This window comes from Actinomyces massiliensis 4401292, from assembly GCF_000269805.1.
Taxonomy (GTDB): Bacteria; Actinomycetota; Actinomycetes; order Actinomycetales; family Actinomycetaceae; genus Actinomyces; species Actinomyces massiliensis.
This window is the reverse complement of sequence record NZ_JH711481.1, coordinates 1,613,789-1,628,062: the sequence shown is the minus strand read 5'-3', so window position 1 is coordinate 1,628,062 and position 14,274 is coordinate 1,613,789. Positions and strand designations below refer to the sequence as shown.

General features: G+C 65.2%; 7 protein-coding genes and 1 pseudogene. 5 read left to right on the top strand and 3 right to left on the bottom strand.

All coding sequences use genetic code 11. The features are described 5' to 3' along the window. Positions 1-3: 3 nt before the first annotated feature. On the bottom strand, positions 4-3,417 hold the full coding sequence (locus W5W_RS0106940) for an ATP-dependent DNA helicase (RefSeq protein WP_017194864.1): 3,414 nt from the start codon (positions 3,415-3,417) through the stop codon (positions 4-6). After that, positions 3,414-6,866 carry a PD-(D/E)XK nuclease family protein gene (locus tag W5W_RS0106935; RefSeq protein ID WP_238533275.1) on the bottom strand — a complete coding sequence of 1,151 codons (3,453 nt, stop codon included), beginning with the start codon at positions 6,864-6,866 and terminating at the stop codon, positions 3,414-3,416. Before W5W_RS0106935 ends, W5W_RS0106940 begins: the two co-directional genes overlap by 4 nt. 179 nt (positions 6,867-7,045) lie before the next feature. Here W5W_RS0106935 and W5W_RS0106930 point away from each other — a divergent pair, with 179 nt between their 5' ends. Further along, positions 7,046-7,261, top strand: a complete 216-nt coding sequence (locus W5W_RS0106930; RefSeq protein WP_008732214.1) for a DUF3107 domain-containing protein — start codon at positions 7,046-7,048, stop codon at positions 7,259-7,261. 126 nt (positions 7,262-7,387) lie between these two features. On the opposite strand, the gene W5W_RS0106925 is transcribed toward W5W_RS0106930, so the two are convergent. Then, positions 7,388-9,682 carry an RNA ligase gene (locus W5W_RS0106925; RefSeq protein WP_017194862.1) on the bottom strand — a complete coding sequence of 765 codons (2,295 nt, stop codon included), beginning with the start codon at positions 9,680-9,682 and terminating at the stop codon, positions 7,388-7,390. A gap of 967 nt (positions 9,683-10,649) precedes the next feature. On the opposite strand from W5W_RS0106925, the pseudogene W5W_RS16110 reads away from it, so the two are divergent. The 4 genes and pseudogenes from W5W_RS16110 to W5W_RS16310 all read left to right on the top strand — a co-directional run. Then, a pseudogene (locus W5W_RS16110) lies at positions 10,650-11,881 on the top strand (3-deoxy-7-phosphoheptulonate synthase). A gap of 144 nt (positions 11,882-12,025) precedes the next feature. Next, entirely contained in the window at positions 12,026-12,775 is a 750-nt protein-coding gene (locus W5W_RS15680) for a sugar phosphate isomerase/epimerase family protein (protein WP_161603439.1), read from the top strand. A 16-nt stretch (positions 12,776-12,791) separates the two neighbouring features. Continuing rightward, positions 12,792-13,154, top strand: a complete 363-nt coding sequence (locus tag W5W_RS16935; protein ID WP_081486218.1) for an ArsR/SmtB family transcription factor — start codon at positions 12,792-12,794, stop codon at positions 13,152-13,154. 365 nt (positions 13,155-13,519) lie between these two features. Continuing rightward, positions 13,520-14,274 (top strand): chorismate transformation FkbO/Hyg5 family protein (locus tag W5W_RS16310; protein ID WP_161603438.1); only part of this gene is annotated, 755 nt, incomplete at its 3' end.

Sequence of the window (14,274 nt, the reverse complement as noted above, 5' to 3'; positions counted from 1 at the left end):
AAGTCATGAGCGGCCCTCCGCCCGCAGGGCATCCTCGATCTCGGACAGGGGCAGGAGATCCGCGGCGGAGAGCTCGTCGACGAGCCCATCGTCACGATCGACGTAGACGTAGGCGGCGCGCACGGCGTCGGTCTCCACCCCCCGGGAGGCGGCCAGGGCGTGGACGTAGATGCTGAGCTGGTCCACGGGCACCCGCCTCTGGCCGGTCTTCCAGTCGACGATGAGCCAGGCGCCCCCCGGATCCCGGAACACCGCATCGAGGCGGCAGCGCACGGTGAGGGATTCCAGCGCCAGTTCCAGCTCGACCTCGGTGTCCTGGAGGAGGCAGCCGTCCAGCAGGGGCAGCCTCTCGGCGATCTCGAGCCAGCGCTCGAGCTGCTTGCGCTGGCGGGGCGTGAGCGCATCGGGAACGCCCGCCTGCTCCAGGGTCAGCAGTTGGCCCTGCCCGCCCAGCCGCAGAGCGATGGCGTCGTGGAAGACGGTGCCCAGCCGCAGCTCCGGGCGCGGCTCCGGCGGCAGGGGGCGGCGCAGGTCGAGCGCGAAGCGGTCCCGATCGGCGCGTAGCTCGTCGATCCTGGTGGCGGCCAGGTGGTCGGGCAGGTGGACCGAAGGGGGCTGGTCGCGTCGACGGGCGCGCTCGGCCAGCAGGAGCTCGGCCTCGGCCACCCAGCGGGCGACGGTCGGATCCGTGCTCGCCTCCAGCGCAGATCCGTCTCTGCCCGCCGCAGCGACGTCGCGGGCCGCGCGTCGCCGGGCCTCCCGATGCTCGCCGCGGACTCCCGTGGGCTCGGGCGGTGGCCAGGTGCCGGTCGTGCTGCCGCCGGCCAAGGGGTTGGGCTGGTCCTCGTCGTAGTTCTGCCAGCCCGGCCCGTAGGGGCGCACCAGCTCCCGTCGCACGAGCTCGTCCAGGAAGCGCGCCATGGGGCGCGGCTTGGCGGCCGCCTTGGCCAGGTGCGATCCGGTCAGCAGCAGTTCGTGGCGGGCACGGGTGAAGGCCACGTAGGCCAGACGCCGCTCCTCGGCCAGCGTGTGGCGGCCCAGGGCCAGGGTGTATTCGCCCCAGGCCTCCTTGAGCGCCTCAGCGTCCCATCCGGCCGTGTCCCACATGCCCAGGGTGAAGGGCGGGAGGGTGGCGGCGTCGGCCCGCAGCGGGTGCGGGAACTCCTCGGGCCTGGTCATCCACCCCTTGTCCGACAGGGTGCGGTCCTCCTTCGGCTGCTGACGGTAGGAGGGGAAGACCTGCTCGACCAGGCCGGCCACGGCGACCGTGTCCCACTCCAGGCCCTTGGCGGCGTGGATGGTCAGCAGCTGGACGGCGCCCGGCTCGGGCTCCACATGGGGGGCCTCCATGCCGTTCTCATGCTCCTCGGCGGCCTCCAGCCAATCGAGGAAGCCTGCGAGGGTGGGCGATTCCATCTCGGCGGTGAACTGCTCCGCGGCCTCGCGGAAGCGGTCGACGGCGCGGCGCCCCAGGGGGTTGCCCACGCGGGCGGCGAGCTCGACATCGAGCCCGAGGGCCTGCTCGGTCAGCACGACGAGGTCGGGCAGGGCGAGTCCCAGGCCGGCGCGCACCCGCCGCAGACTGCGGGCCAATCCGACGGCTGCGCGGCGACCGGCCTCGCTGAGCCCGACATCGGCGGGTCCGGGTGCACCAGCGCCGGTCCCGGTCGCCCTGCCTGCCCCAGCGACTCCGCCAGCCTCAGCGACTCCGCCAGCCTCAGCGTCACCGGATGCGGCGGTCCGGGGGGGCCGGCCGGTCTCCTCCCACCGCGCCAGGGTCTCAATCGCCTCGGAGAGAAGCGGGGCGTCCGGCTGCTCCCGCTCCGCCTGATCCCGGCCATCGCCGGTCTGCTCCCGAGCCGAACGGACCTGTGCTCTGGCCAGTGCCGCCAGGGCGCGCAGGTCGGCGGCGCCGATACCCGCCCCGGTGAGCAGTCGCAGGAGTCGATCACCGCGCTCGGGGTCGGCGGCCACGGTCAGGGCGGCGCGCACATCGGCGACCTCCGGCACGCTCAGCATGCCGCCGAGCCCGACGATCTCGTAGGGCACGCCGAGCTCCTCCAGGGCGTCGGCGATCGGGACAAGTTGAGCGCGAGTACGGCACAGGACCGCCATCTCCACCTGCGGGCTCCACCGCTCCTCCATGAAGTCAGCGATGGTGCGCGCCTCCGCCAGCGGATCCTGGACGAAGGCGCCGACGACAACGCCCTCGGCCAGGCCCGCGGCCTCGGGCCGCTCATGGAGTTCGTCGACCGGGATGTGGGCGACCTCGGCGTCCCCGGGCTGCGGAGTGTGGTGGCGCAATGGTGAGGAGGTCACGTTGGCGGCGCGCAGTATCGCCCGGTCGTTGCGCCAGGCGGTCGACAGGGGCAGGACGGGTGCCCGGCTCTCATCGGCGCCGCCCGTGTTGAACGCGTTCTCAGCAGCCGCCGCACCGCCGGGGTTGAAGTACTCATGGAAGGTGTCCAGCGCTCCGGCACTGGCACCCCGCCATCCGTAGATGGCCTGGTTCGGATCCCCGACGGCGGTCACGCCCGAGTCTGAGAAGAGCGCCGCCAGGAGGCGGATCTGGGCCACGGAGGTGTCCTGGAACTCGTCCAGCAGGACGGCCGGGTACTGGGTGCGCAACGACTGGGCGACGTCGGGGACCTCCTCCGCGATACGGCACCCCAGGGCGATCTGGTCGCCGAAGTCGAGCAGGGAGTGCCGCAGCTTGTAGTCGCGATAGGCGGCGACCGCCTCCAGCATGCCCAGACGGGTGGTCAGGGCCTCGGGCACGCCCCGCACGAGGGTCTTGCAGCCGCGTACGGATCCGATGCCCTCCATGAGGGCGGCCAGGTCACCGAGCTGCTCGGCCGCATCGGCCACCGACAGCAGGTTCTCGCTCAGCGCCCCGTCCAGCGCCAGGAGGGTGGTGGCCGCGGCGCCGGGCTTGTCCAGCGGGAGGGGATCGGTGCGCTCCGTGACGATCCGGGTGGCGATCTGCCAGGCGCGCGCCTCAGTGATGAGGGTGGAGTCCGGATCGATGCCGAGGCGCAGTCCGTGATCGCGCACCAGGGAGCCCGCGAAGGCGTTGTAGGTGGCGATCGTGGGGCCGGCCTCCTCGTCCAGCTCGGGCAGTCCGGGGAGCCCGGACACGGCCAGCTGAGCCAGACGCGTCCTGACGCGTTGTTCCAACTCGGCAGTGGCCTTACGGGTGAAGGTCAAACCCAGTATCTGGTCGGGGCGCACCTGGCCGCCGGCGACGAGGTGGACGACGCGCTGGCTCATGGTGGCGGTCTTGCCGCTGCCGGCCCCGGCGACGACGAGCAGGGGCGCGAGCGGGTGGGCGATGATGCGCGCCTGCTCGGGCGTGGGCAGGGGCATGCCGAGGATCTCGGCGAGACGCTCGGGACTGGGCGGAGCTGCAGGACTCATGCGACGGCCCTGCGCCCTTCGGGTTGGATCGGGCAGGAGTCCTTCACGGGGCAGGTCCGGCACTGCTCCCCGCTGCGGGCCGTCAGGGTGCTGCCCGATGCCGCCAGTGCCGCCTCGTGCAGCAGAGCGCGCGCCCAGTCCTCCCCCTCGGCATCGGGGCTCGCTTCCAGAGCGGCCCCCGCGGGCGCCAGGACCGGAGCGCCCTGGTTCTTCTTGGGCGGCTCCTTGCCGAGCAGGACCAGCGCCCCGCCGTCCACCTCGTAGCCCAGGGCCTCGAGCGCCAGGCGGTAGGTGGCCAGCTGGGGGTGACGGGCCGCGGAGGAGGTGACGCGCTGCCCCGTCTTGAAGTCGATGATGCGCACCCGCCCGCTGCCGCCGGCACCGGGCTTCGGCGCTTCCAGATGCTCCAGACGGTCGATGCGCCCGGTCACGACGACGGGCAGGGCCGGACCCCGACCGGTGGGATCGGGAACGTCGAGTTCGGCGCGCACGCTCGCCTCCGCCCGAGCATCGGCGGGCGCCTGCCCCAGGTAGGCGTCGAGGCGCTCCACCATGGCACGGGTGCCCTCGGCGCGCACCGATCCGAACCAGGTCTCGGGGTAGGCGAGCTCGGGCAGGCGCTCCTCGAAGCGGGCCATCAGGGCCCGTCCTCTCAGATCTCGCTCCTGCGCCTCCTGCGCCAGGGTGTGGATGAAACTGCCGAGGTCCTGGGCGCTGGACGGCGCCCCGGTCCCGCCCTGACGGGTGAGGAACCAGCGCAGCGGGCACTGCACGAGGCCCTCGACGTCGGAGGGGCTCACCCGCACCCGCTGGCCGGGCCCGATCAGGGGCGCCGAGGAGGTGGGGCCCTCCACCCCCTGCCAGCTGCCCGGAGACGCGCCGGGGACGCCTTCACGAGCCAGTTCGGCCAGGAGCCGGGCGGCCTGGCGGGCGCGGCGGCGCTCGGCGTCATCGGCCGTGGGCAGGTTCCCGGCCAGGGCGGCCTCCCGCAGTTCGCCGACCAGCCCTCGCAGGGTCAGGTCGCCGACGTCGTGGGCGATGATCGGGGCGCCGTCGGCATCGATCACCGTCTGCCCCGCGGCGCGGGCGATCTCGATCAGGAAGGAGGAGGGGGCGTTGTCCTGATCGGCCACGGCGGTGACCAGGAGTCGACGGGTGGCGCGGGTCAGCGCCGCCAGGAGCATGCGCCGCTCGTCCCCGCGGACCTGGGCCCGTGCGCCAGTCGGATCGGCGCCGGCGCTCAGGCGCCCGTCGGCGCCCCGGGTCAGGCGATCCATGACGGCCTCGACGAGGAGGCCCGAGCGCGTCATCGTGTCCCTCAGCCGCAGGTCCGGCCAGGCGTCGCGCCCCAGTCCCATGACCGCCACGACCTCCCACTGCCCTCCGGCGGCGGAGGCGGGGGTCAGCACGGCGACGCCGCCGGGCCGAGAGCCGTGGGGCGCCACGGAGTCCGAGGGCAGGACCTCGGAGTCGAGCTCGGTCAGGAACTCCTCCGCCCGCCCGCCCGGATGCCGTTCGGCCCATACCTCGGCGCGTTTGAACAGGGCCGTGACCGTGTCCAGATCACGTTCGGCGACCTCGGCCAGGAGCGGATCCGCACCGCCCGACACGCCCAGGGCCGCGGAGCGCCACCGCTCGGCGCAGCCGGAGGCCTGCCAGATCTCCCACAGGAGCCTTTCGGCGTCGACGCGCGCGGGCGGATCCTCGGCTCCGATCCCGCAGACCGCACGCGCCGCGGATGCGATGCGCGCGGCGCCCTCCAGACGCCCGGCCTGGTCCGCCAGGGGCCCCTCTGCGAGCTCATCGGCCAGTGCCGCAGCGGCCTCGCGGGAGGCCAGCACGGCGAGCAGATTCTCATCGGGATGTGTCTCGGCGGGGCGATCCAGCCGCAGACGGCGCCGCAGACGCCGCAGATCCAGCATGCTCAGGCCGACCAGGGGGCTGGTCAGCAGATCGAGGGCGCTGGACCGCTCGGGCGGGGCGTCGGCGCTGCCGAGCCGCCCTGCCAGCGCGGCCCGCGCGGTCGCCAGGATCGCCCTGGCGGCGGGCTCTGCGCGCAGCAGCACCGCCGGAGCGGTGGCCGCCAGGGGCACGCCGCGGCGGCGCAGCTCGCGGGCCACGGCCTGAGCGCGGACCGCGGAGCGCACGACCACGGCCATCGCATCCCAGGGGGTGGAGCGGTGGACGTGCTCGCCGCGCAGCATCCGGGCGACGTGGGCGGCCTCCTGAGAGGGAGAGGAGGCCACGAGCACGCCCACGCCCTCAGCGCTCTCACTGCCCTCGCTGCCCTCGACGCTCCCGCCGCCCCCCGGCTGCTCGGCGCGGGCGGCGTCCGGGGGCTCGCCCAGGAGCGCGCCGCGGTGAGAGGCGGTGCCGGTCACCGGGACCCTCCCGGCCTGGTCGCGCCAGACGGCGTGCAGAGCGGGTGAGCCCCGGTGCACGGAGCGCAGGGTGAGGCGCTCGGCGGCCAGCCCCGAGCGGTCCTCGGCCTCAATGAGCAGACTCGGGGAACCGCCGCGGAAGGTCTCGACGGCGATGTCGGGGTTCCCCAGCACCACCACCTGGGCGCGGCGCCCCCGGGCGTCGGGGCGGGCCAGGGCGGACAGGAGGCGGGCCGTGGCGGCGGTGCAGTCCTGGTAGTCATCGACCACGACCAGGTCGGGGACAGGAGGCGCCTCGAGGACGTCCTGAGCATCCCATTCCTCAAGGGCCTCGACGGCGCGATCCTGAATGCGCGCGGTGTCCAGCTTGCGGGTCTCGGGGCGCCGCTCGGCAGTGGGCCTGCCCTGGGCGTCCCAGGTGCGCAGGAGGGCGGAGGCCGGGCCCCAGAGGGGGACCTGGAGCTCACGGCCCAGGGCGGCGAGGCGATCGGCGTCCACCTTCAACTCCCCGGCGCGCGCCAGCAGGCTGCGCAGCTCGGTGCGGAATGCACGGGAGGCGACGGCCTCGGGGGGCAGGCCGGGCCAGTGCTCGACGCCGACCAGATGCGCGAGCGCCGCATCCTCCTCAGCTCCGGCGAGCAGGACCGGGGCGGGCAGCGGGTCGCGGCGGCGTGTGAGGAACGTGGTGAGCACCGTGAAGGCGTACCCGGCCGGTGTGCGCACTCTGACCGCGCCGTCTCCGACGCCGCGGGCGCGCATCAGGCGGGCGGCGCGGCGGCGCAGGGAGTCGGCGCGGGTGCGGGTGGGGGCGAGCAGGAGGGCGTCGCGCCCCAGAGCCAGGGCATCGCACAGCAGGCGCAGCGCCAGGCAGGTCTTGCCGGTGCCGGCCGCGCCGAGCACCACCAGGTCGGCGCCCGCGGCGGCGCGCTCCAGCACCGCGCGACCGGAGGCGTCCGGGGCGGGCAGGGGGGCGGGCGCCGGGGCGGGCAGGAGCCGGACCCGGGCCGGAGCGCCGTCGTCGTGCAGGGCACCAATCATGGCCCCAATGACACCATGCGGGTGCGACACCTATCGGCACCTATCGGCACCGGTCACCGGATTGCGTCCCGCCCCCGTCCGCGCGACGCGAAATACCGCGGCAAAACGATGACGGCGGCCCTGCAGGAGGCGAGCCCGTCCTAGGATCGCCCTGGGGTCGCAGCCGGGAGTGATTCGGCCGCCGGCAGGAACAAAGGAGTCACGGAATCATGCAGGTCACCATCGGCATCAAGCACGCCGCCCGCGAGCTCACCATCGAGACCACCGCCTCTCAGGAGGAGATCCTCGACGCGGTCTCCGGCGCCGCCACCGCGGACGTCACCCTGAGCGACGACAAGGGCCGCAAGGTCTTCATCCCGGCCGGCTCACTGGCCTACATCGAGATCGGGCAGACCGCTCCGCACCGCGTCGGCTTCGGCGTGTGAGCGCCACCGGCACTCACCGGCACTGACCCTCACCGGCAACCGGCACTGACTGTCCGGCCGCCCTCGGCCGCCCCCACGGGCCTGACAGGCCTCGACCTGACGGGCCTCTCGCGGGCCTGACAGCCCTCACAGGGACGCGACCAGCGCCGGAATGTCGATCACCGGTCCGATCAGGCCGTCGATCGTGTACCTCTCGACCAGGCTCTTACCGGCCCCCTCCTCCGCCTCGCGCTCGAGATAGGCGTGCATGAGCGCGGATCCCGGCCCCGTCACGCGCACCCGATTCCCGGCCAGGTGGCGGGTGAGCAGGGAGCGGAACGCCTTGATCTCGGAGTAGACCCGGGACTTGTACTTGGTCATCGCACCATCGGCGTAGGTGATGACGAATCCCTCCTCCCCGCGCTCCTCGGCGGCGCGGGCCCGTGCGACCAGCGCCTCCAGGGCATCATCCGCACCATCGCCGGCGTCCTCGACAGCCTCGGACAGGACCTCCACCTGCGGGGAGATGAAGCCGAAGTCCTCGGCCAGACGCAGGCGCAGGTCATCGACCAGCTCCATGTCCTCCCGGTTGCGGATGGCGTCGAGCAGGACGACCTCGTCATCGCCCTCATCGATGATGTGGGGGTCGCGGCGGCTGATGATCTCGAAGGTGAGCGAGACGCCGGCCTCGGCGATGATGCCCGCCAGCTCATCGGCCCGATCGCCCAGGTGCGTCCGCAGCAGGGACTCGGCGTGCTCGGAATAGGCGGTGACGCCGGACTTGGACAAGACGCGCAGGCGCCCATCGATCACCGAGACGATGCCGAGATAGCCGTTCCACTTGCGGCGCACGGTCAGGGGCCGCCCGACGCCGGTGCGCACGACCTCCTCGAACCCGGCCGGCCCCGGTGCCTGACCGAGGTTGAAGAACTTGTCGTAGCCGCGGGCGACGACCTCGGCGTCGTCCGCGCGCAGGAACAGGCCGCGGGCCTTGCAACTGGTCTCATCCCACAGGCCCTTGGTGAAGGCCCGCCGGGAGAAGTTGCAGGCGAGAATGCCGGGCATTCCGGTCACCTCGCACACGCGGACCTCGGGGTGGGCGCTCATGCGCGCCACCAGGCTGGTCGGGTCGGCGGCGGCGCCGGTAAGAACCGGGTGATCCTCCTCGAAGGCGTGCAGGGTGCGCGTGCCGTCGGCGTCGATCTGCAGGACGGCGAGGTGCCCGCCGTGCTCCACCCGGTGCTCGAGTGTGTAGACGTTGGGGGCGGCCAGTGCGGGCCCCGGCTCCTCGGAGCGGGTGCCGTTGCGGTGTCCGTGAACCTGGAGGATCCGCGGGTGGGACAGGCGGGGCTCGACGGCGCGCTCGTAGCTGGAGCGGCCCTGGAAGGCGGTGGACCGCTCCGAGGAGCCGAGCAGGAGCTGGAGCATGGGGACCTCGGTGAGGTCCCAGGACAGCAGGCCGTCCTCGCGCTCGGTGACGATCCGGTCGATGGTGACCGGGTCCAGGCCCGCGTGGGTGACCAGGATGTGCTCGCCGGCGAAGCGCAGGCCGACCATGGGGACCATGCGGGCCAGGAGCGCCTCGATATCGCCGTTGCGCCGCCCCGATGCCAGGATCTGACGGCGGGACTCGCGCGTGTCCGGCCAGCTGCCGCCGCGCACGTCGGCGCAGAGCATGCGCAGGTGCTCGTCGTGGTTGCCCTCGACGAGGATGACGTTGTCCGGGAGCCCGCCATCGGCGTCGGCCTGATCGAGGATGAGGTCGAGGACGCCCGCGGCGTCGGGACCGCGGTCGAACAGGTCGCCGACGAAGACGAACAGGGTCGCGGGGTCCCAGCCGCCGAAGTGCTCCTTGGCCTTGGCCAGTGCCCCGGCGCAGCTCTGCACGTCGCCGATGACGACCAGGCGCTCGTAGCGCTCGGCGACGTCGATCTCCGTGATCGTGTTGAGGCGGCGCACGTCGTCCAGGCCCACCACCGGCTCGACGACGGAGGCGGTGCCGGCCCGCACCCGGGCCGCGATGCTCGTCACGACCTCCGGCCCGACGTAGTCGATCCCTCCGCGGCGGGTCTCGTTGCGCTCGATCAGCTCGGCATCGCTCAGCTCTCCCTGAATGTCGATGACGTAGACCGCGTATCCGCAGCGCCGCGCCAGAGAGGCGAATTCGCGATAGCTCTTGCGGGTCGGGTTGGTGCAGTCCAGCAGGAGGGTGCCGCCCTGCCGGATCCGGGTGGCGACGGCGGCCTTGAAGGCCGAGACGACCTGCTTCTCGGCGCCGAAGGCCATGGACAGGGTGGGCCGGCCGTCCAGATCCGTGAAAGGGGTGGAGTACAGGCGCCGGAAGTCGTCCAGGCCGATGGCGAGGTCGCCGAGCCCGTGGCGGCGGATCAGAGTCGATTTGCCCGCACCGGGCGCCCCGCGCAGGACGAATAGTGTCCGCATGCGCGCACTTCCTCTCGCGTGTCAGTCACGCAGCAATTCCCAGTGGTGATAGATAAAATAGTATCCCTCATAGCATCTTTGCCGACAATCAATCCGATCCTGCGCGTCACCAAGCAGGACTCCTTTGAAAAATAACAAGACTCCTGACCTCTGAGTTTGCTCCACCACGCTAGCCATTATCTGGGGCGCCACCGGCCTACGGACCTCCGGACCCTACGCGGACACCCTCGTCTCAGCCCAGATGCCCTATCGCATCTCCACGCAACAATCCACGAGCCAAACGGCGCAAGCCCGCCACCTTGCTAGTGCCCTTGATGGTCGGAGGAGTGTCCCTATGTGGCGTGTCAAGCGGCGGTGGGCAGCCGGCCGGGGTTGTAGGAGGCGAGCACGTCTCCCACACCAGTAACAAGAGACTCAACGCACCATGTATCCGCCTTCGCCACCATCCGCACCACTCCTGTCTCCATGACCCACTACGACCGCAAGATCACCCAAGGACAACACCCGGGCCAGGTACTCCAAACCCTAGCCCGCCGAATCCTCACCCGGTACGCCATGACACGCAACACCACCCCCACAACCGAACATGCTACCCAACAACCAGCCACAGCTCGACACACAACACAGAGTCCCTCACCATGCCCGGCTACACCGAACTAACTGGCCACTGGTGCTTGAGTCTCACAACATGCTTCTCACCCCAGTTCCCAACCGCACCCTAAAACCGGTCCGGCCCGGCAGCGAACGACCCCCGGCAAGACCCGACACCACGACCAAGTACACGAGACAGACACCGCCCCATAGGACAACCCACAGCAAACACACAGATGTTAATATCGTCACAATCTTCATCTCGACGTTTCGATGATCATCGAATCATGTAGCATATCAGCGTCCCTAGAAGAACCGCCAGCCTTTCATCCAGGGTGCCGGTTCGCGTCGTGTAGCTCCAAAATAACCTGCCGGGATGAAAACTTATCGTCAATCCACAGGACGGGCAGCTCACGAATATCGAAAGGAAACTTCGATGACGATCCACGCGCAGCAATGGACGCCGGAACATACTGCCGAACAGCAATCCACCTGGGCCGATCCCGAAAAGCTCACACAAGTTTCCAGATGGCTGCAGCAACAAAAGGAACTGGTGACGCCTAAAGAGGTTGCCTCCTTACGTCAACAAATGAACGACGTCAGTAGAGGTAATAAAATGTTTTTTCAAGCGGGAGATTGCGTTGAACCATACAATGAATTTGACGATACATCTATAACTAAAAAAATCAAGTTTATAAACGAACTAGCAACAATGCTGGCATATGCCGACAACACATCGGTCGTTAAGGTCGGCCGAATAGCTGGACAGTTTGCCAAACCGCGATCAAACGGTTACGAAATAGTAGAAGGACACAAACTTCCTGTTTTCCGCGGAGAAATAGTCAATGGGTACGAGGCGACCGAAGAATCTCGCACCCCAAACCCCAGTCGTATGTACGAAGCTTATAAACTATCAAAACACGCAATGCATCTTCTTGCACACACGCAACCAGAGAAGAGCAGAGTTTGGACCAGCCATGAGGCATTAATTTTAGATTATGAAGCTGCATTCGTACGTCAGAACCCTATAACCGGTAAGCACTACCTAGGAACAACGCACCTTCCTTGGGTGGGTGAACGTACACGAGGAATAAATGGAGCACACATCGAACTACTTCAGAAAGTGAACAACACCGTTGCCGTTAAAATTGGTCCTCACATGACAGGTAATGGATTAAAAGCATTATGCGAGTCACTCAATCCGCATCAGGAGGATGGTCGTCTTGTTCTTATATTTCGCTTAGGCGTAGCCGCTGCAAAAAATACTCATCCCTACTGCTCAAGGAGCTTCAGCAGCACTCTAAAAACACGATGATCGTTATTGACCCCATGCATGGAAACACACAACGAGCTCAAAACGGACGAAAAACTAGAAGCCTCAATGATATCGAGAATGAAATGCGTATTTTCGCATCTGCAGCCCGCGCAAACAGTGCCAGAATCCATGGAATTCATCTTGAAGCAACACCGTATGATGTGACGGAATGCGTAGGGCTAGGCGTGTCCGAGGATGATTTGCTGAGAAGAACATACACAACTCTATGCGATCCACGCCTGAATGCCGAACAGGCTATGCATATCGTCCAAGTTTTCCGCGAATCATTATAGCGAGAATCTTATATGTTATTCCCCGCTTGGAATCTTCTGCCTTCTGGTTGGACATGGGCCGGTACTGCTGGTCCACTAGATTCGCAAAAGTCAACCAACCTAACAGATAGGCTCGATGCCGTAGAGTCAACTTCGTGGAACGGCGTGGGTTTATTATACCCAGATATCTTAAAAATACGGGAAGGCTGCGGTTATGAAATGTTCGCCAACATGTGCAGGTCAAAAAAGCTGGCACACATAGAGATTGAGTTATTGACGGAATGGTGGAAAACGGATAGTGATATATCGAGACAAGAAAGCATTATGCTGGACGCCGCCAAAAAACTCGGTGCCGCACACATAAAAGTCAGTCCAAAAATCTCGGAAACGAGAACTACTGAGCGTCCAGACCGCTCATTCATTGACGCACTCGAACGTATCGCTCATCTTGCAGAAGATGCGTCAGTGAAATTGGCTTTAGAGCCAATGGCTATGTCTAATGTGCCTGATCTGGAAAGCGCTCGCCAGATTCTCGACAGGATCAGTAGCCCTTCACTCGGCCTACTCCTAGATACATGGCACCTCGGAATAAGTGGAGTATCCTCTAACGAGATTCGTCGTTTTATAGATATCTCGGAGATATTTGCCGTCGAACTATCTGGTATCGCTCGAACGCCTAACATGAGTCTTCGTAAAGCGTCTGCAAGTTTTCGAGCCCTACCTGACCGTAGTGATATCCAAATTGAACAGTTCGTGAGTACACTAAATCAAATTGGTTGGACGGGTCCTTGGGCAGTCGAGGTCATGTCTCCCCAATCTGCCAACGAACCGCTAGAAGACTTCCTGCGTGAATGCAGATCCGCCGCAATACGCCTACTTGAATTCGCACTGGCCCCTTATCGCATGAAGAACTAAGAAAGGCTAGATCATTATGGTAAAAATATTGCCCGAGCCTGCAAGAGAATCTCTGAATCTCACACAAATTCTCGATGCATTGGCAGACCCCATACGTCGCCATCTTCTTCGTCGAGCATACGAGGAGCATCAACCGTTAGCATGTTCAAAGGCATCAGCAGATCTGGACCTATCGTCGGCAACTCTTTCACACCATTGGAAAGTGCTAAGAGAAGCTGGGCTAACTAGGACAACGGTATCTGGACGTTTTCGTAGCATTCAAGTAAGGAATGAAGATATAAATTGGAAGTTTCCAGGTCTTCTAGATGTAATTCTTAGAACCGAAGATTCTAATTTTCTTCCTAAAAAAAGTTCTACAGACGTCAGAGATCAAACATAAATATAGGAGGTGTTAGCAGCCATAACTCCATGAGTCTCGGATCATCACAGTATCGAGGACAACCTTTTGACATTCCATCAACTTTAGTGAATCTCGGTGAGGTGTATCTAAAAAAACGACTACACTTGCCCTACTTATCCGCGTGTCAACCTTTTAGGAGAAAACAATGTCAGAAAACAACGTAGGAAGTGTCTCAGCCCCACTACACGCCATTTTTTCCAACCAATCTGATCAGCCATCTAACAACGTACTTGGACGTATTAGGTTCGGTAATCAGCTAGATCTTTCTGGAGGCGAAAATGAGCCGCCTTTGCTAACGGTTCCAATGATGAAACTCAGTCCAGAAAGAATTTCTTGAATCATGGGTGGGGGGAACTTCTATAAAATATGGATTACACGATGAGTTGGCCTTCGCCGAAGATGGGGAATTTCTGTTTATAGCAGCGACACTTCTTGAAAGTTCCGAATATGCGAAAGCCGCTGAATCCTGCTATCGGAAAATATTTAGTCTAGTCGAGCATCTTGGGTATCCGAGATTATTTCGTATCTGGAACTACATTGGACATATACTAACTCCACTACCGTCTGGGCTACAAGTCTATCAGGACTTCGCCAAGGGTCGTGCTCATGCATTTATGAGGTCTGGCGGCACGCCAATCATGCCAGCTGCAACTGGTATTGGCACCAATGGGGATGGTATCGGAATTATAGTTTTATCCTCACGAACCGGGATAACGAAACATATTGAGAATCCGCGTCAAAAACCTGCCTATGAGTATCCAAGAAAATATGGCCCTAAGCCGCCGAGCTTTGCCCGAGCTACCGCGTTAACACAAAGAATTAACCCAACTGAATGTGCTCAGTTCTTATTTGTTTCCGGCACGGCCAGTATAGTCGGACACGAATCGGTCCATCCAGGGGACTTCACGAGACAACTGTCGACTACACTCGACAATCTGGAGTCTCTCGTTGATGGATCTAACCTTACTCATTTCGGTGCACACGGACACTTCACTTTGAAAGACGCCCATCTTATGAAGGTATATGTCAAATACGCATCAGACATTGAAGAGGCTCGTCAAAAGATTCGACATCGCGTTGGTATCAATACAGATGTTCA